The sequence below is a fragment of the Candidatus Manganitrophaceae bacterium genome (genome assembly GCA_016200325.1).
Taxonomy (GTDB): Bacteria; Nitrospirota; Nitrospiria; order SBBL01; family Manganitrophaceae; genus Manganitrophus.
Map to the genome: position 1 here is coordinate 15378 of JACQEZ010000016.1, position 24299 is coordinate 39676.

At 56.9% G+C, this 24299-nt stretch carries 15 protein-coding genes and 2 riboswitches; of the genes, 7 read left to right on the plus strand and 8 right to left on the minus strand.

Going from position 1 to position 24299, the window contains the following annotated elements; translation table 11 throughout:
• Positions 1-199 precede the first annotated feature (199 nt).
• From HY282_12995 to HY282_13005, 3 genes are all read right to left on the minus strand, one after another.
• Positions 200-2884 carry a universal stress protein gene (locus HY282_12995; protein MBI3804667.1) on the minus strand — a complete coding sequence of 895 codons (2685 nt, stop codon included), beginning with the start codon at positions 2882-2884 and terminating at the stop codon, positions 200-202.
• Between the two features lie 239 nt (positions 2885-3123).
• Positions 3124-3396: a hypothetical protein gene (locus HY282_13000; protein MBI3804668.1), complete on the minus strand. Its 273-nt coding sequence runs from the start codon at positions 3394-3396 to the stop codon at positions 3124-3126.
• A gap of 139 nt (positions 3397-3535) precedes the next feature.
• Complete coding sequence (locus HY282_13005) at positions 3536-4513, minus strand: diguanylate cyclase (protein MBI3804669.1); 978 nt, start codon at positions 4511-4513, stop codon at positions 3536-3538.
• A 341-nt stretch (positions 4514-4854) separates the two neighbouring features.
• Between HY282_13005 and HY282_13010 the strand changes: the two genes are divergently transcribed.
• A complete protein-coding gene (locus HY282_13010) occupies positions 4855-7521 on the plus strand; it encodes an EAL domain-containing protein (protein MBI3804670.1) in 2667 nt (888 codons plus the stop codon).
• 9 nt (positions 7522-7530) lie between these two features.
• Here the strand turns inward: HY282_13010 and HY282_13015 are convergent, their stop codons facing one another.
• Positions 7531-9519 (minus strand): trypsin-like peptidase domain-containing protein, encoded by a 1989-nt coding sequence (locus tag HY282_13015; GenBank protein MBI3804671.1) that lies wholly within the window; start codon positions 9517-9519, stop codon positions 7531-7533.
• A gap of 277 nt (positions 9520-9796) precedes the next feature.
• Between HY282_13015 and HY282_13020 the strand changes: the two genes are divergently transcribed.
• Complete coding sequence (locus HY282_13020) at positions 9797-10453, plus strand: DUF1211 domain-containing protein (protein ID MBI3804672.1); 657 nt, start codon at positions 9797-9799, stop codon at positions 10451-10453.
• A gap of 36 nt (positions 10454-10489) precedes the next feature.
• On the opposite strand, the gene HY282_13025 is transcribed toward HY282_13020, so the two are convergent.
• A complete protein-coding gene (locus HY282_13025) occupies positions 10490-11887 on the minus strand; it encodes a PAS domain S-box protein (protein MBI3804673.1) in 1398 nt (465 codons plus the stop codon).
• A gap of 687 nt (positions 11888-12574) precedes the next feature.
• Here HY282_13025 and HY282_13030 point away from each other — a divergent pair.
• A complete protein-coding gene (locus HY282_13030; protein MBI3804674.1) occupies positions 12575-13729 on the plus strand; it encodes a fibronectin type III domain-containing protein in 1155 nt (384 codons plus the stop codon).
• 93 nt (positions 13730-13822) lie between these two features.
• On the opposite strand, the gene HY282_13035 is transcribed toward HY282_13030, so the two are convergent.
• Positions 13823-14230, minus strand: coding sequence for a DUF488 family protein (locus tag HY282_13035; protein MBI3804675.1), 408 nt, complete (start codon positions 14228-14230; stop codon positions 13823-13825).
• A 256-nt stretch (positions 14231-14486) separates the two neighbouring features.
• On the opposite strand from HY282_13035, the gene HY282_13040 reads away from it, so the two are divergent.
• Positions 14487-15323 carry an aldo/keto reductase gene (locus HY282_13040; GenBank protein ID MBI3804676.1) on the plus strand — a complete coding sequence of 279 codons (837 nt, stop codon included), beginning with the start codon at positions 14487-14489 and terminating at the stop codon, positions 15321-15323.
• A gap of 142 nt (positions 15324-15465) precedes the next feature.
• The gene (locus HY282_13045; protein MBI3804677.1) at positions 15466-16533 is read left to right on the plus strand and encodes an AI-2E family transporter; all 1068 of its coding nucleotides are present in this window, start codon (positions 15466-15468) and stop codon (positions 16531-16533) included.
• A gap of 14 nt (positions 16534-16547) precedes the next feature.
• Here HY282_13045 and HY282_13050 read toward each other — a convergent pair whose 3' ends face one another.
• Both HY282_13050 and HY282_13055 read right to left on the minus strand, forming a co-directional pair.
• A complete protein-coding gene (locus tag HY282_13050) occupies positions 16548-18164 on the minus strand; it encodes a response regulator (GenBank protein ID MBI3804678.1) in 1617 nt (538 codons plus the stop codon).
• Positions 18165-18251: 87 nt separating this feature from the next.
• The gene (locus tag HY282_13055) at positions 18252-19082 is read right to left on the minus strand and encodes a response regulator (protein MBI3804679.1); all 831 of its coding nucleotides are present in this window, start codon (positions 19080-19082) and stop codon (positions 18252-18254) included.
• 432 nt (positions 19083-19514) lie between these two features.
• A riboswitch (cyclic di-GMP riboswitch) is annotated at positions 19515-19614 on the plus strand.
• A 71-nt stretch (positions 19615-19685) separates the two neighbouring features.
• Positions 19686-19769: riboswitch (cyclic di-GMP riboswitch) on the plus strand.
• 47 nt (positions 19770-19816) lie between these two features.
• Here HY282_13055 and HY282_13060 point away from each other — a divergent pair.
• Together HY282_13060 and HY282_13065 are read left to right on the plus strand one after the other, a co-directional pair.
• Positions 19817-21628, plus strand: coding sequence for a hypothetical protein (locus HY282_13060; GenBank protein ID MBI3804680.1), 1812 nt, complete (start codon positions 19817-19819; stop codon positions 21626-21628).
• Complete coding sequence (locus tag HY282_13065) at positions 21625-24066, plus strand: fibronectin type III domain-containing protein (GenBank protein MBI3804681.1); 2442 nt, start codon at positions 21625-21627, stop codon at positions 24064-24066. Before HY282_13060 ends, HY282_13065 begins: the two co-directional genes overlap by 4 nt.
• The last annotated feature ends 233 nt before the right edge of the window (positions 24067-24299 follow it).

Consider the following 24299-nt stretch of genomic DNA (forward strand, 5'->3'; position numbering starts at 1 on the left):
ATGGCCAGATGTCCCTTCGGGGACTTCCGATACTCCCATTATCGCTTAATGCGGGTCGCAATACCGCGGGGAGCGAGGCAACCGGAATATACTATTGCCGAGCGACCGAGAGTGTGCCTCTTCCTAATGTGCAAAGCACGTCCACTCACACCGTGAGCAAAGCGAACCACACAGCAGGCGGCCGTTCATGGACAGGCGACTAGAAGCCTTGCGACCGCATCGCTTCGGCCCACCGCTCGGTCACCTGATCAAGGATCTCGACGCTGATCCGGCCGAGTCCTTTCTCGCCGGCATAGGCCTCGATCTCCTTGACGACCGTCCCCCGGACAAACGAGGGGATCCGACCGATCCGGATCTCCGCCTCCGCATCCCAGGGAAGACGCCGTTCGATCTGGCGCGAAACATGGGCCCACTCGCTGTATTTGGCTTCGATCACCGCGGGATTGATCTCTCGAATCCCCTTCTTGCGGGCATCGACCTCGATCCGCCAGCGGGTCATCTCCCGAATCAATCCTTCCGGAATCTCCAGAAGCTTCGCATTGGCGGCATCGGTCCAGGCAATCGAGGCGAGCGCCTTCTCCAGGCCGCTCTCCTTGCGCTCTAATTTCTTGTAATACTCCCCGCCGGCGCCGCAGAGGTCGCAATGATCGGGGATCCGCTGCGAGGCGATCTGGCTGCAGATCGTACAGATGAAGTAGTCGCTCTCTTTCTGCATCAGGACGAAGCGGGCCGCTTTGGCGTCGCAGATGGGGCACTGCGAAGGAACCTGCCGGACGACATGGCCGCACATTCCGCAGAAGTGGAAGAGCTCCTCCGCCGGAACGGCCTCCCCACCGATCGATAGGGTCGCGATCCGCTTCTTGATCTCTTCGAGGCTGGTTGCGCCCGACAGGACCGATTCCATCTCTTCGGTCGCCTTCTTGATGCCGGCCTCCGCCACCTCCAGGGTAATCTCGCTGATCGAATGGCTGTAGGCGTAGTTCTCAATGTGCTGACGGGTTCCATCCCGCATGAAGCCGACCGGCACCCGGTTAATCCGCTCTTGCGCATCGGGGGTCCAGGTGAATTGCGGCCCCTTCACTTCCGGTTTCTTCGCTTCGGTCTTAGCCTCTTCCTTCGGAAGGATGGCGCCGGCAATCGTCTTCGCGCTCATTTCGACCGCCTCGTCGAGATCCCCCCCCTCGATCATCCGGATTGAAAATTCTTTGGTGATCGTTTTAAAGCCCATCTTCCGGGCCATCTTCTCGGCCTTCGCCTTGGCGCGCCGCCGCTCGAACCCGGCCGGCACCTTCCTTAAAATATTCTTCGCTTCTTCGGTCCAGTTGAGCGGAACCCCATCATAGCCGACCTCCTGAACGAGCCCTCCTTCCGCTTTCGCGGCCGCTTCGAAGATCGATTTATCGAGGTATTGGAAGGAACTTCCCTCGGCGCTGCAGATCGGGCATCTCACCGGCCGCTCCCCTTTGGCGGTGTAACCGCAGCCGCCGCAGATGTGGAAATCGAGCTTCGCCTTTTCATCATAGCTGGCGGCGCGCTCGGCGTCTGCATTCCCGACAATTTGCGTCATCATTCCCGCAAGACCGTTTCCTTGAAGCGTCTCGGAGACCCCCTCGGCGGCGGTCATCTTATTCCGATCGATTCCCTTCTCGTCGAGAACCCGGCCGAGGTTTTTCATCGCGTCGATCGCCGACTTTGGAAGGATATCTCCCATCGCCGCGTCGACCACCGCGTTGCTGATGATGGTGAAGCCTTTTTCAATCGCATACCGGTAAACGGCCGTCTTGGCGACGCCGCGGGCGAAGACCGGCACCTTCTCCATCCGCTTCGAGGCCTCTTCGGTCCAGGCAACGGTGTACTCTGCGATGGCGTCGATCGGCGGAATATATTTCTGGTTCGAGACGAGCACGTTGCAAGGGGCCATTCGGATCAGGTTCTCCGAGTTGCTCCCGACATCCATCTCTTCGTCGGAGTGGACGCCGATCCGGCCGACCACCAGGAGCCACGGCTTCTCTTTCTTCACATATTGAATGACTTTTTCAAACGGCTTGCCGTCGAGTAAGGAGGTCTTCACCGTCACCCCCTCCGCTTCGGCGATCTTCAGACAGATTTCAAGGTGGGATTGATAGATCTTCGCGAGACCGGAGTCGATCACCTCTTCATGGAGCTTCTCCTGCTCCTTGAACCGGAAGACCTTCCCCGCCTCTTCCGAGAGGACGCCGGAGATCGAATTGAAGACGGCATAGTGATAATAAGGATCGAAGGCGGAGACGACGTCGATTTCGAGGTTGTATGCCTTGGCGATCGCCAACGCCGTCTTGAATCCGCCGAAGGAGTAGTGGCTTCCGTCGACAGCAACGACGATCTTCCCCATTTTTCCGACTTCGGGGGGCTTCGTCTCCTTCACCACGAAGATATCCGATTTGCGAACCCGGCGGATCGTCCGCTCGGTGACGCTTCCAATCATGCTCTCGCGGACGGCGCCGACGCCGAGCACCCCTAAGAGAACCAGGTCATAGCTGTTCTGCACGATGTCGTCGACGAGGACCCTGAAATTCTTCCCCTCGAGCGACCGGCGCTCCAATGGGACGTTTCCTTCTCGACACTTCTGATCAACGATGTCGAGGTAAGAATCGGTGATAATCTCCAGTCCGCGGGTGATCAGCGAGTCGTGAATTTTGCGCTGTCGCTCCAGTTCGTTCTCATCGTGATATTCCTCGGGAAGACCGGCCTCCATCTGCTTAAAGCGCTTGTCGTGAAGCTTGGCGGCATACGCATGGCTGCCGATGACTTTTGCGCCGAACTGCTTCGCCAACATCACGCCGATATCGATGGCGGTGTTGGAATAATCCGAATTATCTACAGGGATATAGATAGATCGATACATAGAGAAGGCCCCCCTTAAATCGATTCTCATCGCTGATGATATCAAGCGATCTACAGCGGACGTTGCAAGCTGAATCTGCGAACTAAATCTGAGAGATCAGGCAGTCTACCAAAAAGTGGGAGCATTATAGCACCCTCTTTTTTTAAAAACAACTTTTTAATAGCAATAACCGTTTATTAAGCAGTGGGAGCGGGTTACATGTACGGGTGTAATGGAAGGGAGCGTTGACAGCCGAACGACTACTCCGAAATGACCCCGACCCCCCCGCCTTCTTTGTCGACCACCGGCATCGACTTGTTACAATGCGGGCATTTGACATAGACCAGGTTATCGAAGAGGCCGATACTATAATGATTGACGAGGAGATCGAACTCTTTCCGGCAGGAGGGACAGGCGGCGACGTAGCGCTTTAAAAAAAGATTTACCTCAGACTGAAGGGTATGAAGGTGGTTTTGCAATCGAAGCACTTCGGCTTCTAAACGATCGATTCGCTTCTCTAACTCTTCCGCCATAGCGGACGCTATCCTATACAAAAAGCCGGCGCATGTCAATCGAGAAAAAAGAGCCAAAACCAAATCGGTTTTCTTGAGCGCTTGACCGTACGCTTGACCGTAAATGAGGAGAGATCGCTCCTAAAAACGGGACCCCGGTTCAGGCCGATTCCATCTCCGCGACGGTCATCATCTCCACCCGATTTCCCCCTGTCCGTTTGGCCCGGTAGAGGGCGAAATCGGCGGCGAGGATCGCCTGGCGGGCATCTCGCAATTCGGGGTCGGGAAATCCGGAGACGCCGATGCTAAGGGTGACCGGCTTTTTTTCTTTTAAGATCGAAAAGTCGGCGACGCGGACCCGCTCCAGAATCCGCTGGGCGACCTGGCCCGCGTCGTCCCGAAGCGACTCCGGCAGAAGAACGACAAACTCATCGCCGCCATACCGGGCCGGGAGGTCGACCTTTCGGACCTGCTCTTGAACGATCTTCCCCAGCCCCTCTAAGACCTTGTCGCCTGCTTCATGGCCGTAGGTGTCGTTGATTCTTTTGAACTGATCGACATCGATCATGAGACAGGAAAAGGGGGTGCAGTAGCGCTGCGCACGGGAGAATTCCTGGTTTAACACTTCCTGGAAGTAACGACGGTTGAAAAGGCCGGTCACCGAATCGGTGATGGCCAAGGTCTGCATCTGTTTAAGGAGAAGCTCACATTCTCTACTTTTGCCGGCCAGCTCCTTATTTTTCTCGACCAGCTCCTCCTGAAGACGCTTCATCCGAAGGGCGGCACCGACCCGCGCCCTCAGCTCCATCGGCTCAAACGGTTTCGCGAGACAGTCGCTCGCCCCCCCCTCCAAGCCGACCGCCTTCTCCTCCGTCTTTCCCCGCATCGTCACCACGATGATCGGAGCGCCGCGGAGCCTGTCCCCGGCCTGAAGCTGGCGGCAGACTTCCCGTCCATCCAGGTCGGGGTCGGGGAGAGCCAGATCGAGCAACACCAGATCGGGCGGGGTGTCGCGCGCCGCTTTCAATCCCTGAAGCGCGCTTTGGGCAAAAACCAGCTCGTAACCGACCCCTTCCAAGGCCGCTTTGAATGGATCGGCTTCGAGAGGGCTGTCTTCTATAATTAAGAGACGCGGCATCCGACTCTCCATCTTCATTCCTCCGATGATCTTTCACCTTAAGATGAATCACGTGCAGAATCGATAAGGGTCCGGAATGGGATCGATTTTATCACACTCTTCCCGGTAAACACCCAGAATATTTCATCAATGCCGGATCGGATGGGTTGGAGCGTTGAGCGCGACCGGCCGCGAAATAGTATTTATGACGCATCTCCCTCCTTGCTTGACTTTTACCCAGGGATGATCTTTAATGAATTTAGCCTTAACAAAGAGGGATTTAGACATTCCGGCGGCGGCTCACGATCGATAAAGACATCAGCGCGGCGCATCATTTCGGCGGAGAGAAGGAGACACCCACCATGGAGCGGAGGCGGTTTCAATTCAGTCGGCTCCTGGGAATCATCCGCAAGGTGATTCCCGAGGGACGCGCCCTTCCTGAGAAAGAGTGGCAGGCGCGACATCGTGCCATCCTTCTCCTGACCTGGCTCCATGCGGTCGGCTTGACCGCCTTCGGTTTCTATCGCGGGTTCGGTCCCCTCCAGAGCCTCGGCGAGGGGGCGCTGATCGCTGCGGCCGCGATGGTCGGTTCGTGGAGCAAGCTCAGCCGCAGCGACCGGGCCGCGGCCGCCAGCCTCGGCCTGATCACCTCCTCCGCCATTCTCGTCCAGCTCTCGGGTGGTTATATTGAAGCGCACTTTCACTTCTTCGTCATGCTCGCCATCATTTCCCTCTACCAAGACTGGGTTCCTTATCTCCTCGCCATCCTCTTCGTCGGCATGGAACATGGGCTTACCGGTCAATTCGTTCCGAGCCTCGTCTACAATCATCCCGACGCCTTTGCCCATCCCTGGAAATGGGCCGTGATCCATGCGGTGTTTATCGGGTGTGAAAGTGTCGTCCTCCTGGCAAATTGGCGGATCAGCGAGCAGGCCCACGCCCGGGCCGATCTCGTTTTAAACTCCGCGGGCGAAACAATCATCGGCCTCGACCCGCGCGGGATCATCACCTTTGCAAATCCGGCCGCGGCGGCGATGACCGGTTATCCGCTCGACGCCCTCGTCGGACAGCCGATCGATCGGGTGTTGCAGAATACGGAGGACGACTCGCCCCGAATCGACCTGCCTCGGTTGCTTCAGGATGGAAAAACCGAGCAAAGGATCGATCGGATCGTTTTGCGCCGCGACGGCACCCCGCGGCGGGTCGATTCGGCCCTGAGTCCGATCCGAGAACATGGCCTGATCGTCGGCGCCGTCTTGACGCTGAAAGACGAGACCGATCGCCGGCAAGCGGAGGAAGCGCTCAAGCGGACCTTCTCTCTGCTCAGCGCCACGCTGGAGTCGACCGCCGACGGCATTCTCGTCGTAGACAGGGAAGGGAAGCTCGTCCGGTTCAATCAAAAGTTTATCCAAATGTGGAATCTCCCCGGCTCCTTTATCGCCCCGCAAGAGAATGAAAAAGCCTTGGCCCATATCGTCAGCCAGTTGAAAGACCCCGAGGGGTTCTTAATCGACCTCCGGAAGCGATATGCGGCGTCGGAGACGGAACATCAGGGTCTGTTGGAATTGAAAGATGGACGGGTGTTTGAGCTCTTCTCGCAGCCCCAGCGGATCGGCGGGAAGACCGTCGGACGGGTCTGGAGCTTTCGGGATATCACCGAGCGGAAGCAGACGGAAGAGCGGCTTCAGCATTTGGCGAATTTCGATCCCCTTACTCATCTCCCCAACCGGACCCTTTTCTACGAACGTCTCGGCCAGGCCCTCGCCCGGGCCCGCTGGCCGCTGCGTCCCGTGGCCGTTCTGTTTTTGGACTTGGATCATTTCAAGACGATCAATGATACGTTGGGGCATCCGTTCGGAGACCTGCTGCTGAAGCTCGTGGCGGAACGGCTGACCGGCTGTATCCGGGAAGAAGACACCGTGGCCCGCCTCAGCGGCGATGAATTTGTGATCCTCTTGGAAGAGCTTCAAGCGCGACAGGACATCCTTCTCGTCGCACAAAAAATCGTCGAGGCGCTGTCAACCCCCTTTAAATTAGAAGGACGGGAGCTCTTTATCACCACCAGCATGGGGGTCGCGATCTACCCCGACGACGGCGATCACTGCGAGACCCTGCTCAAGAATGCCGATACCGCCATGTACCGTGCGAAAGGGCAAGGGAGAAATCATTTCCAGCTCTATGCGCCCGCGCTGGACGATCAGGCGACCGATCGGCTCGGACTGGAAAACGGCCTTCGCCGTGCGTTGGAGCGGAAGGAGTTCCAATTGCATTATCAGCCGAAGGTCGATCTGGCGACCCGGCAGATCATCGGGATGGAATCGGTCGTCCGTTGGATCCGTCCCGGCGCCGGAACGCTCCTCCCGGCCGAGTTTATTCCGCTGGCGGAAGAGATCGGCCTGATCATACCGCTTGAAGAGTGGGTTTTACGGACCGCCTGTGTGCAAAACAGAACTTGGCAGGAGGGAGGGCTGGCCCCCTTTCGGATCGCCGTCCATATCTCGGCGACCCACTTTCGGAGAAAGAATCTTTATGAAGCGATCACCCGGCTGCTTGACGAGACCGGCCTCTCCCCACACGCTCTGGAGCTGGAGCTGAAAGAGAGCACCCTGATGAAGGGCTCGGAGACGACCGTCACCACGTTGCGGCAGCTGAGGGCGATCGGGATCGACATTTCAATCGATGACTTTGGAGGCGGCTTTTCCTCTCTGCATCACCTCAAGCAGTTTCCGGTCAGCACCTTGAAGATCAATCGCACCTTCATCCACAACATCACCACCGATCCTGACAACCGGGCGATCGTCACCGCGATCATCACCCTCGCGCACAGCCTGAAGCGGAAGGTGATCGCCGAAGCGGTGGAAACGGAGGAGCAGCTTCAATTCTTACGCTCGCTTCAATGCGACCAGGTCCAAGGATATCTTTTGAGCCATCCCCTCCCCGCCGAAGAGATCACGCGGCTCCTCTCCCGGCAACGATCGAACCTCTCCCGGTCTTCTGAATCGGGCGCTCGACAACAGCGTACGGCATGATCGGTTGGATCAATTCTCGTAGACGACCACCTCCTTAAGCACTTTACTGAGGCTCGATTCCATCGTACTCTGGTCGACCATGCCGGTTTTAATATGGGTGAGGTCGTATAATACGGAAACCGTTTGGCTGGTTTTCATCGCCGAGACATTCTTGTAGACGGTGCTGATGGCGGTATTGTCTTTGAGAAGATAGGCCTTCATATCGTACGGCTTGTCTCCCTCCAGAAGTCTCTTCCACCGATTCAAATCGGCATCATCGACCTCTTCGTCGACCTTCATGTTTCGATTGAGGGTGAAGCCGTTGTGTTTGAAATTGTCTTCGTTAAAAAACAATCGCGACACATCCCAGATAGTCGAATGATCGCTCCCCCGATAGTAGCCGAATCCGATCGTGAGCATGCTTTGGTCGCTCAGAGGGATGACCTCAGAGGTGGCCGACACCTTGAACCGCTTCGACTTGTATCGAAACTCGTCCTTGTTCACCGTCAATTCAATGCTGTTGAACAGGGGGGGAATGATCTCCTTCATCCCGAGATATTCGCGCCATTTTTTAAAGGTGCCGTCAAACGAGAGGTTGATAAAATCGCTCAGCGTCTTTAAATCGGGAATATGCCCGTCGAGAGCGTCGCCCGTCTGATCGACCCGCAACATCGTCACGGTACCGCCCGGGACCGGCAGCGAGAAGGCGACCATCTCTTGATCGCCATAGGGGATCGGCCATGTTTTGACCATCCACTTCCGGCCATACGCGTCGATGTAAATTGACTCGCTGTCGGCCTTCCCCAACGAGGTCACCTTGATTCGCTCCGGGCCGATCAGCCGGAACCAAGGGATCCCTTTTAAGATGAGGTCCATAAATAATTTCGAATCGGAATAAAAATCGCTCAGGGAGACGGTGTCGGGTTTTTGAATTTTTAGAAAGAGGGTGCTTTTCACTCTACCGTGGGTAATGTATCCCCGGTTCCCCAGGTCGGAGCGATCCAATTTCTCAGGTGAAGCCGCATCCCAATTGCCGTCGACCCGCTTCACGATCAACTGAGGAAACTCGGGAGCCATGTTCTTGTAGAGCAGCTTCTGGGCGCCGGCTCCGTTCGGGAAGAGGGTCTCTTTGTTTTCCGCCAGCAGCGCTTTTAAAAGTTGAATATTAAATTCATTTCTCAGATCGATATAGCTCTTTCTGAAGTCGTTATATCCCATCGGCAGCTTTATTTGGGTATCGAGCGTTCCGGTTTTAATTGAATCAAAAATATCCAATTGATAAACGCTCTTCTGGTAAATCTCAGCGAATCGGCTGTCGGCTTTCTGAACCTCGGCCGCCGGCAGCGCCATATTTAAGTTTTCATTCGGTGATTTTCGGATCATCACGCCGATCACCTTTCCATTATGATCGAGCAACGGGCCGCCGCTGTTGCCAGGGGAGGCGGCGGCGGAGAATCGGATCCAATTCCAGGCGCCATCGATCTCTTCCGGGGTGTTCGAGGTGTAGAGGCCGTCCCGCATGACGATCCCCTCACCCAATGCATTTCCGACGGCATAGACCTTTTCATTGATCTGGGAATTCGGATTGAGCTCCAGATGCTCCGGGGAGGTTCTGCCTTTGACGGTGAAGACCACAAAATCGCGCCGGCTGGAAAACTTGATGATGTTGTCGAGCGGGAAGACCTTGCCGTTGATGTCTCGGAGGAATATCTCTTTAAATTGGCTTCGGACCCCCAAGTTGAGGACATGGGCCGCCGTGATCAATTCGGTTTCATTCATCGCAAAGGCGGTGCCGATCGAGTAATATTTATCATTTCGGATGGTGAAGGGAAGCAGTTCCATCGGCAGCGGCTTTTCATACGTCAAAGAGGCTTCCGGGGGCTTGGCGACGATCACTTCATAGACTGCGTTGTGAATGTGACTCGGAACGAGACCGGCTCCTTCCGATTGGGGATATCCCATTCGCGGGAGCAGAACAATCAGGGCGGCGACCGCCCACCCGGCTAATTGATGAATCAAAATACCTCCAAAAAGCAGCGCTCCGTTCAAGTTTCAAGAACAATATCGGCTCGGACGGAGCCGGAAATGATCGGAACGGAATAATATCATAAATCGGCTTGATTGCCTATGATCGGCTCCGTATGTCCGATACCTTCTCTCGGACAATTCGACCCTCCGTTCGTCTGACTCTTTGCAATGGAGGTCCCCCTAAGCGATTACCCCTTTCTGTCGATTGACATCGCCTCAATCGGCGCTCTAGGCTGGAATCATTCCATTCTATCGACGGAGGGAGCCGATGGCAGATCGGAGGGACACGGTAGCCGATACCGGACGGGCCGAAGCATTCAGCGATGCGATTTTCGCAATTGTCATCACCTTGCTGGTCCTCGACCTCCGTCCGCCGGAGGTTGAGCCGGGGCGGCTTCTCTCCGGTCTGCTCCATCAATGGCCGACCTACCTCGCCTATGTCATCTCTTACCTCTATGTCGGGGTCGTCTGGACCAATCACAAAGCGGCCTTCAGGCGGATTCGATTGATTGACCGGGGGCTTCACTGGGCCAATCTGGGGATTCTTTTTACGACCGCATTGCTCCCTTTCCCCACCGCCGTAATCTCCAAGACGATGCAGTCGGGCAATCGGGCCGACGAGCGGACCGCCGTCGGGTTTTATGCGTTGATCGGCGCGCTCCTCTGCCTGAGCTGGCTGATCTTCTACCGCTATCTCGCCCGACATCGGGAGTTGGTCGAAAGGAATGTTCCGGAAGGATATTTCGCCGGGGAGCAGATCCGGGCGCTCGCCGGCGTCGCCCTCTATGCCGCGGCCGGCGTGCTCGGCTACCTGATCGGTCCACCGGCGGCGCTGGCCGTCTTCCTTGGCCTTCCGGTCTTTTATGGCCTCACGAGTGAGGGACTCTATGAATTGCCGGCGCTGATCCGCCGGCAGGAATCATGAGGGACTTTATACGGGATAACCGATTCGCGGCGTTTTTTAGCGGTATTCTTTTTCAGGAAGGTCGACCGTAAAGGTGGTCCCTTCGCCGAGCCTGCTCTCGACCCGAACGGTCCCCCCGAGCAGGTCGATCGTCTTTTTGACAATCGACAATCCGAGGCCGGTTCCGCCGGTGTACCGGATCGGATTCTCCTGAACGAACCCGGATCGCTCGTATTCCTCGAAGATTCTCTCCAGATCTTCCGGCGCAATCCCGATGCCGGTGTCGGAGACGACCAGGCGAATCCCGCCCCCTATCGGAAGGGAGGTCACCTCCAACCGAACCGCGCCTGTCTTGGTAAATTTGACGGCATTGCTCAACAGATTCGTGACGATGCTCCGAACCTTCTCCGGATCGGTCGACACGGCTTCCGAAGCATCGAGGGCAAACCGGCTCTCCAGAAAGAGCTCTTTCTCCCTGAGAAACGGCTCGAAGGAGAAGATAATTCTCTCCAGCAGCTCTCGGACATCCGTCCGGATCCATTTTGCGTCGACCTTTCCAACCTCCATCCGAGCCAGATCCAAAATATTATTGATCAGACGAACCATCTCCTCCGCATTCACCGAAAGCCGGAGCAAGACCCTCTTCTGCTCCGGGGAGAGGGGACCATAGGTTCCATTGTCGAGAAGGTGGGTAAACCCGACGATGCTGTTGAGCGGGGTTTTCAATTCGTGCGAGATAAACGAGAACAACCGATTTCGGGCCCGGCTCGCCTCCTCCAGCTGAATGTTTTTACGCTGCACCGCCTCATTCATCGCCTGAATCGCCGCTTCGGCTTTCTTTCGTTCGGAAATGTCGCTGAGAATCGTCCGACACCCCCCGCGCCCGTTCTCCGTCTCCGCGTAGAGACTCTCCATCTCAGCGTTGAAAAAAGCGCCTTTTTTTTGTCGTCCTTCGTTGCAGATCCGTCTGATTTTCAGCTCGCAACGATGTTGAGACCGGCTGCTAAAAACGGTGTTCAGATGGGCATAGAATGCGCCCCGGCTCTCATCGGCCACATACCGGCTAAAAGGGATCCCGACCATCTGTTTTCTGGAAAGGCCGAGTTGTTCGGCACCGGTCAGGTTGACCTCGAGAATCTGTCCTTTGTCATCGAGGGTAAAATAACCAACCGGAGCGAAATTATAGAGATCGGCATACCGGTCTCGGGACGCCTGCAGCTCATCCCGCGCTGCGCGAAGATCCTCATTTTGTATTTCCAATTCAACCTGATGCACCGCGAGCTCATGAAGCAGCGCCTCGATCTCGCTGCGCGACAGCTCCCTGCGCGGGCCTTGTTTTTTCCCGCTTAGTTTTTTCTCGGCCTCCTTCCGGTAATCGGCCGGCCGAGCCACACGCCGTTTTCGCTCTGGTTCTCTGGCCGGGCTCTTTCGGTTCGTCTTTCTTGTCTGCTTCAATTTAAATTCTTTTCGGGATAGAGATTAGTTTCTACGTATCATTGTCTCTGGATAGGCACCCTCAGAGATAACCCGGAAGCGCGAATAAATCAAGCGAAAAATGACAAAAAAACATTGAAAATTACGTCAACAGGCAAGCTGGCCTTTCCCATCCATTTACACAGGGAATCCCTTTTCATATTAATCGACCGGAAAGAAAGAAGGACCCGCAAGAGAGGCAAGGCTTCCCTACCGGACGCTTCGGCTGATTCCGTCTATTTTCTGGCAGGATGAAATGTCGAGTTTTTAAAACCATTTGGGTCTATCCATTTGTATTAATACTTACATGGGATACACGCGCGTGGATTGAAAGCGATATCTAATACCAGAGAAGCGAAGACCGATAAAGTTTTCCTATGTTGCCCGATCTCGAACCATCCATACTTTACTCCTAACAAGATGGGACGAAATGGATAGAGGAGCCGGAAAATAGGCAATCGGCAGGGCGGATCTCCTGAGTCGGTCGCACGGTTAAGATTTTTTACGGGTTTTATTGAGCTTCTAGCATTGTGCCTCGGTTGTATTTAGGCCTAAAGTAAAAACATTCTCCTTCAAGAGCTTGGAAACAGAGCGCAAAGAAAGCGGATGTGAAATACCTCTGGCCGCCGAAAAATTCATGGCGGCTTTTTTTATGTGGAGGTAACTCAAATGATCCGAGACGCAATCCGAAAACCGATTCTTCTTCTGCTGATTATGCTTCTGTTTTCTCTGGATCACCGGCTCCTCTTCGCAGCGGAGGCTATTCTCGCATGGGATCCGAGTCCCGACACCACCGTCGCCGGCTACAAGGTGTATGTCGGCGCTGCCTCACAAAACTACGGCGCCCCGATCGATGTCGGGAATGTGACCACCTGGACGATGAGCGGTCTCACCACGGGGAGCAGCTACTCCTTCGCCGTCACCGCCTATGATGCCTCCGGCAATGAGAGCCTTTTTTCAAATGAGGTGAGCAAAACCATTCGCACCACGCCCGATACAACGGCGCCTCTGATCTCCAACTTGACGGTCTCGGGGATCGGTTCCAACGGCGCGTCGATCACCTGGGGAACCAATGAGCCGGCCGACACCCAGGTGCAGTTCGGGACCACCGCCGCCTATGGCGCATCGACTCCCCTCAATACGGCGATGGTGACCACCCACGCGCAGAGCCTGACCGGGCTACAGGCGGGAACCGCATACCACTATCGGGTCCTGAGCCGCGATGCCGCCGGCAACCTGGCGGTCTCGGCCGACAATGCCTTTACCACCTCCTCCGAGGCCGTCTCCCCCTCCGTCCCAGCCTCTTTGACGGCCACCGCCGTCTCTCCATCGCAAATTAATCTCTCCTGGAACGCCCCGGCCGATGCCGGCGGCATTCAATCGTATTCGATCTATCGCGGAGGGAGTCTGATCGGAACGAGCAGCGTGCCGAGATACGCCGATACCGGTCTGTCGGCCAATACGACCTATAGCTACACCGTGGCAGCCATCGATGGCGCTGGAAATCTCTCCGCGCAATCGGCCCCGTCGAGCGCGACCACCCCGCTCCCGCCGCCGACGATCTCCGGGGTCGCGGCAAACAATATCACTAAAGATAGCGCGACGATTGTATGGAATACCGATGTACCGGCCACGTCGCAGGTCGAGTATGGGTCGACGACCGCTTACGACAAATCGACCCCGGTCGACGCGACAATGCGGACCGCTCATACCCAAACGCTCAAGGGTCTTAAACACAAGACCCTCTATCATTACCGGGTCAAAAGCAAAGATGCGGCAGGGAATCTCTCAGTCTCAGCGGATGGCGTCTTTCAGATAAATTAGCCGATGGCGCAGATAAATTAGCCGATCGCGTTTTTTAGTAAGGATGCGAGATGCATGGCGGGTGGGAAGCGGCGTCGCCGCAATCAAAAAAGGTCAGACCTTCTTGCTTAAAATCATTTCTTTAAGCAGATGGCGATGGCAATGCTTTTCCTCTTCTGCGCAATGGCAGAGCAAGGTGACCGGCTGGCTTTCCGCCAGCTTCTTAATCAGTCGGAGCGTAAACTTCTGCCCATGATTTCGGATCACCTTATTATATTGATCGACCCCGCCTTGCTGGAACATCTCGGCCTTATACCGACGAGTATAGGTTTTCCAATCGACGGTGCCGCCGAGGAAGCCCCGCAGCAGCGGCTCACTCGGCCCCAAGTTGGCCATCCAGACGTCATAGTGCGATTTCTTCACCCCGCGTCCGCGGAAACGGGCCACCAGAATACGCAAGCCGTCTTTCTCCGGCTCAATGGGAGAATGAATCGATTTCGTTTTCAACAGGGCGATTCCCATCTGATACACTCCTTCTCTTTTTGTTTTATCATCCCCTTCTCTCTTCTGCAACCCCCCGCAGTTTCTGTCTCATCCGCTATCGGAAAAAAGCCTCCAGTCAATACATCCGATGGGGATCATCTCCGCTGTCTATTGTCTCCCTCTGTGGGTTCTCCGTAAAATAACGTTAATCCAATGGACCCCTTTCGCGAGAACATCAGATCGTGTGATCGCGAAAGAGAATCAGACGATCCGATTTAAGTGCGGAGAAGAGATCATGAGGCAGGTCACACTTCCTTCCGGATTAAAAGTCCCGGCGCTCGGCCAAGGAACCTGGGGCATGGGGGAGTCGCGGTCCCGGCGTTCGGAAGAGGTGGCGGCCCTCCGGTTCGGCCTCGATCTCGGCTTGACCCTCATCGACACGGCGGAAATGTATGGTGAAGGAGGGGCGGAGCGGGTCGTTGCGGAGGCGATGGAGGGCCGGCGCGACGCGGTCTACCTCGTCACCAAGGTCTATCCGCACCATGCCAATCTGCGCGGCACCCTCGCCGCCTGCGAGCGAAGCCTTCAGCGCTTGCGGACCGACCGGATCGATCTGTATCTGCTTCACTGGCGGAGTATTTATCCCCTCTCTGAAACGGTGGAGGCCTTTGAAGCGTTGGTGCGCTCCGGCAAGATTCGGAACTGGGGGGTCAGCAATTTCGATCTCTCCGATCTGAAGGCGCTGGAGGCCCTTCCGGAGGGCCGGCAGGTTGCGGCGAACCAAGTTCTCTACAATCTGACCCATCGGGAGGTCGAGCTCGATCTGATCCCCTGGTGCCGCGAGCGCCACCTTCCGATCATGGCCTACTCGCCGATTGAGCAAGGGCGGATGCTCGGCGAGCCTGCCCTGAAAAAGATTGCGGCGCGGCGCGGCATCACGCCGGCGCAGGCCGCGCTCGCCTGGCTGCTTGAGAAAGAAGAGACAATGGTGATCCCTAAAGCGAGCCATTTCGAGCATCTGCTGAAAAATCGGGCCGCCCTCGAAGTCCGCCTCGGCAGCGACGACCTGACGGAGCTCGACCGGGCCTTCCCAGCGCCCCGCAAATTCAGCCCGCTTAGATCGGCCTCCTGATCCTCCTACCGCACTGCTTCCGGGTCTCGTTTGACCTCCTGTCAAGAGAGGATCGGATCGCGCGACTGGCGGGGAAAAGTACGGCTATGCTACTCTCATTGTAGAGTCCCTCACCCTAGAGTCCTCGTTGAAGGAAATCCCGATGAACCCCACGTTGCGGACGCTGACCCACGTGACCCTTTTGGTCGCGATCACCCTCATTTTTCTTCGCCTCGCTTCGGTCATCATGATCCCGCTGGTCTTCAGCATCTTGTTGAGCTATCTGGTCCATCCGCTGGTCCGGCGGATGGTGCGGCTTCATATCGGAGTGAAGGGGAAACCGTTTCATCTTCCCGCTCCTCTGGCGATCGTTCTCGCCCTCCTCTTGGTTTATACGATCCTTTCCGGTTTTATCTATCTCTTTTTCAGTCAGCTCGCTGTGCTGATCGCGAACCTTCCTCAGTATCAAGAGCGGATTACCGCACTCTTTCATCCCCTCCAGGAAGCCTATAAAAACTTTGCAGAACATCTCCCTGGGAGTGGGGAGGCGCCGGAAATCCCTTTCGGTCAGGCCCTCAACGCCCTGCTGGCTCATCTGCCGGCCTGGTTTGGAGGGATCACCGAGTTGGTCATCAATTTAATCCTGATCTTCTTTCTCTCCCTTTTTATGTTGATGTACTCCCCCGCTTTAAAAGAGCAAATCATGCTGATGGTAGGAAAAGGACTCAGGAGCCGGCTGGAAGAGATGTTCAACCGGATTTCGGAGGTGATGCAGCAATTTTTGTTTGGAATGGCGCTGGCGCAATTAACCGTGGCGTTGGCCGTCTGGTTCGGCCTCTGGGCCATCGGCATCCAATATGCCTTTCTTTGGGGAATCTTTTCGGGGGTGCTCCGGGTCATCCCGGTCGTCGGGCTGATCGTCAGCGCGATTCCTCCCCTCTTTATGGCGTTGATCCAGTTTGATCGTCCGGGACCGTTCTTCGTGACGTTGATCTTTCTGGTGGGGCTGCAGGTGATTTATGATTATGTTTTCATCCCGCTCACCGTCGGCCACAAAGTTGACATCAATCCGTTGACCTTTCTTCTCATGCTGATGTTCTGGGGCTGGCTCTGGGGGATTTGGGGGGCGATCTTGTCGCTGCCGCTGACAGCGCTGATGCGGGTGGTTTTTGATCATTCGGAGCGGCTAAAGCCGGTGGGAGAGATGTTGGGCGAGCCCGAGAAAGTGTAGGCGGGGCCGGCGCGTCAGGCCGCCGGCGCCTGTTCCTGGGAGTGGGTCGATTCAGAGGAGGCGGCGCGCAGCTGCGGCAAAAACACGGTGAAGGTCGATCCTTTTCCGAATTCACTTTTGACGTCGATCCGACCCTGAAGCACGTCGACCATCTTCTTGACAATGGTCAGCCCTAAACCGCTTCCACCGACCCGCCGGGTGGTCGAGCCGTCGATTTGGCGAAAAGGATCGAAGATGATCGGGAGGTCCGCTTCTTTGATTCCGATTCCGGTATCTGCAATGGAAAGACCGATTCCACCCGCTTCATTGAAAATGGAGAGGGTAATGGAGCCTTGGTCGGTAAACTTGATTGCGTTGGTTAGAAGGTTCATAAAAATCTGCCGGACTTTTAAAGAATCGGTCTGAAGCGGAGCGAGGTCGTTCTGAATCCTCCAGAGGACCTCCACCTGCTTTCCATCCATCAACGGCGCCACATTTTTAAACACCTCCGGAAGAAGGGACTTTAGATCAACCGGCTCCAGGAGGATCGGAATCCGGTTTGACTCCAGCTTCGAGAGATCGAGGAGGTTATTGATTAAGCCGAGCAGCTCGGCCGCATTTTTTTGAATTCGATCCACCGGAACCTTCTGCTCTTCCGTCATCTCGCCGTACGCCCCTTGTAATTGAAGGGCGGTATAGCCGAAAATGGCATTCAACGGGGTTCGCAGCTCGTGTGACACATTGGAGACGAATTCCGATTTAAGACGGGTCGCCATCTCCGCCTCGGTTTTTTTCTGTTCCAATGCTTCGATCGTACGTTGCAGCTTCTCCTGCACCTGCTTCTGGTCGTTGACATCGGTCGACGTTCCATGCCAAGCGAGGATCCGCCCCTGCGGATCTCGCTCCGGAAAAGCGCGAACCAAGTGCCAGCGATAAGCGCCGTCGGCCCGTTTTAGACGGTATTCGATTTCATAATCTTTCTCCAGACGAATCGCCTCCGACCATCCGTCCAATGCCGGTTGAAGATCTTCCGGATGGATCAGCTTCTTCCAGCCCCATCCCTCGCTTTCTTCAAAGGTCAGGCCGGTATAGTTAAACCAGGGTTGGTTAAAAAAATCGATCACGCCGTTCGGCGCGGCAATCCAGACGATCTGCGGGATGGCATTGGCCAGATTCAGGTAATGCGGAGGAACCCCCTTCGATCTGTTTAGAGAGGAGATTCTCCCCTGAAGGGTCGGGGGCGCGGCGCGCGGTCCCATCCGATCCGTTTCGTGGACGCCGGACAGAAGCGCCACCTTGGCCTTGAGCGCGTCCGGATCAAACGGCTTGAGGATGTAGTCCACAGCGCCGACGGAATACCCTTTCGCCACATCCTGCTCCGTTTTGTTGACCGCCGTCACGAAAATGATCGGCGTATTTCGCGTCTTCGGACGCTCCCGGATCAATGCGGCGGTCTCAAAGCCATTGAGCCCCGGCATACAGACATCGAGCAAAATGAGGGAGAACTGCTTTTTGAGGAGCAGTCTGAGCGCCTCCATCCCGGAGCGGGCCCGGACCAGGTGATACTCGGGAAGGTCGAGGACCGCCTCCAGCGCAAGCAGGTTCTCCGGATGGTCATCCACCAACAATATATTTCGTTTCTCTTGGGACATTTCTTAATTCCATATCAGGGAAAGGCGGGGCTGACCTCGGAGGGGGCGGCGCCGCAGCCACAGCGCAGATCAGGCGGATCAGGCGAATTAGGAAAGACGCATTAATTTCTTTTTCCATGCCTCCTGCTTTTGATCGTGGATGTCGATTGCGCTTCCAAACCATCCGATGAGCTCGCCTTTGAGCGCTTTCTCCGGAACGGTTTGAAGCCGATGCCAGCGATAGCTTCCATCCCGTCCTCTCAATCGACATTCAACCTCGCAACCCTGGCCGCGCCGGATCGCATGGGTCAGGTGGTCGAGACACTCTTGAAGGTCTTCTTGATGAACGGCCTCCATCCACCGCCACCCCTTGCTCTGCTCGGATGTCAATCCTGTATAGTTCCGCCATTCTTTATTGATATAGTCGATGGGGCCATCGAGACGCGCCGTCCAGACGATGATTGGGATCGAATCGGCCAAGTTCCGGTAGCGCTTTCTCCGTTCATTCTGATGGATCACATCGGCCTGCTCTTGGGCCAGACTTCCGCTCTGGTGATGAAGCTCGACCAAGGCCGCGACTTTCGCCCGAACGATATCGGGATCAAAAGGGGTAAAGAGGTAATCAACCCCGCCGGCCGCATACCCTTTCAAAACATATTCGTAGGCTTTATGGATCGCGCTCATGAAGATGATCGGAATGTGCCGAAACACCCCCCGCGCCTTGATCAGCTTCGCGGTTTCAAATCCGTTGAGGCCCGGCATCTGCACATCGAGCAGGATCAATCCGAAGGAATGGGTGAGAAGCGCTTTCAACGCCTCCTCTCCGGATCGCGCCTTTACAATGCCGTAGGACGGGGAGTCGAGAATCGCCTCCAATGCAAGCAAATTCTCGGGCCGGTCGTCTGTCAATAGGATCTTGATTCTCGTGTCGGTTTGCATCCGATCAGTATAGAAGTTTGTGAGGAGACAATGCAAGAGGTCCTCTAAAATCGCCGGGAAAAGGCTTCTCCTCATTACAGAGAAGGGAACCGATGGAAGGGAGCGTTTACCGGTTTTGTGGACTTTGTCCGTTTTCACGCCGGCGCGCCGTTTGAGCGTTTGGATAAGGATGGGAAGCCCCTGCCATAAGGGTCCGTCAAAAAATGTCTCGCCCTATCCCTTATTTGGCTTCTACCGATTCCATTCCTGAATACTTTTTCAATAATTCTTAAACCTGCTCCATCCCTGGATTTAAATCCGTAGTCCCGGCGGACGACCGCCAACCGGTCTCTTTTTAAGATTTTTTGGAGACCTTCCAGAGTCGGCCCCCTTTTCACCACATTGGCACTTCAGTTGCGTATTCATTCCAACAACATCGATTTTCGTACCACTCGTGAAAAAGGGCAAACGACCCGAGAGGGTAGGACGCAAAGCCAAGAGACCTAGGTGTGGGGGGGTGAGTTCACTTCCCAAGGTTCGTCTGGTTGCCATGAGGATGCAGCCGCATCTTTAGGCAGGGGCCCGTTCCGAGGAACGGGCCTTTTTTTGACCTGGTTATTCAACCTTTGTTCAGAGCAAACCCATCGAAAGATGGGGACGCAGAGCAACGGGGCTAAAGCCACCCGCCATGCCCGCCGAGCCGCCAAAGGAAATTCTATTTGGCGGCTTTTTATTTTTGTAGGAGGAACCACGTCATGCAATGCGGAATGAAGAAGCGTGGGACAATCATCGGAGTCGTTTTAATCATCCTTTTTGGTTGGAACAGTCTGGCGAATGCCGGAAATGCGCTCCTCTCCTGGGATCCCAATAAGGAGGCGAGCCTGGCGGGATATAAAGTTTATTACGGCACCGCCGTCGGAAGCTATGGCGCCCCGGTCGATGTCGGGAATCAGACCTCCTATACCGTCACCGGATTGGGAACCCAGACCTATTATTTCGCCGTGACCGCCTATGATACTTCCGGGAACGAAAGCGGCTTTTCCACCGAGGTGAACAAAACGTTTACCGATACGACCCCCCCTGTTCTCTCCGCAATTGGATCGGGCAGCCTTACCAGCAGCGGCGCCGTGATCACCTGGACGACCAATGAGACCTCGACCACCCAGGTCGAATATGGGACGACGACCGGATACGGCGCGCTCTCCCCGCTCAACAGCACCCTGTCGACCAGCCATAGCCGGACGTTGAGTGGTTTGACCGCCTCGACCCTTTATCATTATCGTGTGATCAGCAAAGATGCCGCCGGGAATGTCGCCACCTCTGGCGACAACACCTTCACCACCGCGGCGGCCCCCGATACCTCCCCGCCGGCGATCTCCGCGATTGCCAGCAGCGCAATCACCTCGGCATCTGCGACCGTTTCGTGGACGACGAATGAAGCGGCCGACACCCAAATTCAGTTCGGTGTCACCACTTCCTATGGCTCTTCCACGACACTCAACACAGCAATGACGACCAGCCATAGCCAAGGGCTCAGCGGCCTGTCGGCCTCCACCACCTATCACTTCCGCGTCGTCAGCAAGGATGCGGCGAACAATACGGCGACCTCCGGCGACAATACCTTTACCACGCCGGCGCCCCCCGACACCTCCGCCCCAACCCTCTCCGGGATTGCCGCCGGAAACCTTACCGCCAGCTCGGCGACCATTACCTGGAACACCAATGAAAATTCGACCTCCCAGGTGGAGTATGGTACGACGACCTCCTATGGCGCCTCCTCGGCACTCGACGCGACCCTCGTCACCGGCCACACCCGTGCCTTGAGCGGTCTAAATCCGTCGACGACTTATCACTTCCGAGTCGTCAGCAAAGATGCGGCGAATAACACAGCGACTTCCGGGGACAATACCTTCACCACCCCGGCGCCGCCCGACACCACCCCGCCAGTCCTCTCGGGGATCACCGCCGGAAACCTCGCCAGCAGCGCCGCGACGATCAGCTGGACCACCAACGAGCCGGCCGACAGCCAGGTGCAATACGGCACCTCGACCGCTTACGGATCATCGACGACCCGCGTGAGCACGTTAACGACCGGTCACAGCCAAGGACTCACCGGCCTTGTTGAGTCGACGACCTATCACTTCCGGGTCCTCAGCCGTGATGCCGCCGGAAACCTCAGCACCTCCGGGGACAACACCTTTATCACCCCGGCGGCCCCCGACACGACCCCGCCGGCGCTCTCCACCATCGCCAGCAGCGCGATCACACCGACCTCGGCCACGATTTCGTGGACGACGAATGAAGCGGCCGACACCCAGATTCAATACGGCACGACCACTTCTTACGGCGCCTCAACGACCCTCAATACCTCGATGACGACCAGCCACAGCCAGGGTCTCAGCGGCCTTTCGGCCTCTACGACGTATCACTTCCGCGTCGTCAGCAAAGATGCGGCCGGCAACGCCGCCTCCTCCGGGGACAACACCTTTACCACCCTGGCGCCCCCGACACCACCCCGCCGACCCTCTCGGGAATCGGGACGAATAATCTCAGCGCCACGTCGGTGACGATCACCTGGAACAGCAATGAGAACGCGACCTCTCAGGTGGAGTTTGGAACGACCGCCTCTTACGGCGCCTCCTCGGCGCTCGATTCCACCCTGGTGACCGGCCACTCCCGCACCTTGAGCGGTCTGAATCCGTCGACCACCTATCATTTCCGCGTCGTCAGCAAAGATGCCGCCAATAACACAGCCACCTCGGCGGACAACACCTTTACCACCACCGCCCCGCCCGACACGTCGGCCCCCACCCTGTCGGCGATTACCGCCGGCAGCTTGACCCCCACCTCGGCGGTGATTAGTTGGAGCACCGGCGAGCTGTCGACCTCTCAGGTGGAGTTTGGGCCGACGACCGCTTACGGCGCTTTGTCCACCCTCGATACGACCCTTGTGACAAGCCACACCCGGCCGTTAAACGGCTTGAGCGCGTCGACGACTTACCACTATCGGGTCATCAGCAAAGATGCCTCCAACAACGCGGCGACCTCCGGCGATAATATTTTCACAACACCCGATCTCCCCGATACGACCGCGCCGGTCCTCTCGGGAATCGCCGCAGGGAGTCTCTCAAACAACAGTGCGACGATCAGCTGGACCACCAACGAGCCGGCCGACACCCAGGTGCAGTTCGGGACTACCAGCGCCTATGGATCGTCGACGTCGCTCAATAGCAGCTTGTCGACCTCCCATAGTCAGAGCCTCACCGGCCTTTCGGCCTCGACCACCTATCACTTCCGGGTGATCAGCAAGGATGCGGCGAACAATGCGGCGACCTCCGGCGACAACACCTTCACCACGCCGGCCGCGCCCGATACGACCCCGCCGACCTTCTCGGGAATCGCCGCGGGAAGCCTCAGCAACAGCAGCGCGGTGATCCACTGGACCACGAATGAAATAGCCGACACGCAAGTGCAGTTCGGCACCACCACGGCCTATGGGTCGATCACGCCGCTCAACAGTACCTTGTCGATCTCTCACAGCCAGGGCCTCACCGGCCTGCAGCCGAGCACCCTCTATCACTATCGGGTCCTCAGCCAAGACGCCGCCGGCAATGCCGCCACCTCGGGCGACAACACCTTCACCACAACCGCCGCGCCTGACACGACGGTGCCGGTCCTCTCGGGGATCACGGTCGGCAGCCTCTCCAACAGCGCCGCGACGATCAGCTGGACAACGAACGAAGCGGCCGACAGCCAGGTGCAGTTCGGAACCACCGCGGCCTATGGCGCGTCGACGGCCCGCGATGGCGCGTTGACCACCGGCCACAGCCAAAACCTGACCGGCCTCTCGGCGTCGACCACCTACCACTTCCGCGTTCTCAGCAGCGATGCCGCGGGGAATCTCTCCACCTCCGGCGACAACACCTTCACCACCGCCGCGCTCCCTGACACGACCCCGCCGGTCCTCTCCGGCATCGCCGCCGGGAATCTGACCGCCACCTCCGCTCAGATTTCGTGGAGCACGAACGAAGTCGCCACCTCTCAGGTAGAGTATGGCGCCACGACGGCCTACGGCGCCCTCTCCGTGCTCGACACAACGCTCGTGACCGGCCATACCCGAACGTTGAGCAGCCTGAATCCTTCCACGACCTATCACTACCGGGTGATCAGCAAAGATGCGACCAACCACACCGCTTTTTCAGGCGACAACACCTTCACCACCGCGGCCGCCCCCGACAGCTCCGGGCCGGTGCTGGCGTTGATCACGGCGAGCGACCTCCGGGCCAACCAGGTAACGATCAGCTGGGGGACCGATGAGCCGGCCACCACCCAGATCGAGTATGGAGAGACGGTCGCTTACGGCACGCTGACCACACTGAATGCAACACTCCTCAACAGCCATTCACAAACCGTGACCAACCTTCAAAACAACACGACCTATCATTACCGGGTTCGGAGCGCCGACGCGCTGGGGAATCTCTCCGTCTCGAGTGACCAGACCTTCACGACGACCAGCCTGATCGACACCACCCCGCCGGCCGACGTTCAGAGTTTCACCGCCCTCCCCGGCAATAACCAGGTCACACTCGACTGGGTCAATCCCTCCGATTCCGACTTCGTCGGGGTCCATGTCGTCTACCGGACCGACCGCTTCCCGACCGATCTCAACGACGGGACGGTGCTCGGCGACTTCTCCGGCCAGCCGGGCGAATCGGTCAGCACCGTCCACGCCGGCTTGGAAACCAATACGACCTACTACTACTCCGCCTCCTCTTACGACCGATCGGGCAACTACCAGCACACGGCCCATGCGTCGGCCAGCCTGGCCGGAATCACGCCGAGCGTCTCCTCGGCGCAAAGCAGCGCCGGCGGAGGGGGTGGCGGCGGCTGTACAATGGTATCACCGACGGAAGGACAATCGCGCGGACCGCTCGATGCGGCCGAGTTGTTCGGATTGATTGGGTTGATTGTGATCCGGATGGTCCGGAAGGGTCGGATGAAGTAAACCGCGCAGCCGCGTTTACTTCATCGCTCTATGAAGGGAAGAAGGGAAAACAGGCGCTCCTCGAAAAGGACTCACCTCTACTGGAGGGGACAGGATGAAAGCAATCCGAGCGGAAGAACGTCTGGACTTGAAGAGAGAAGAAGACGGAAAGCGATAAAGAGAAGACGATCAAAAAGATTCATCCTCGAGCATGCCAACGGATCTTCTCTTTCTATCATTAATGGGTCTTTTGA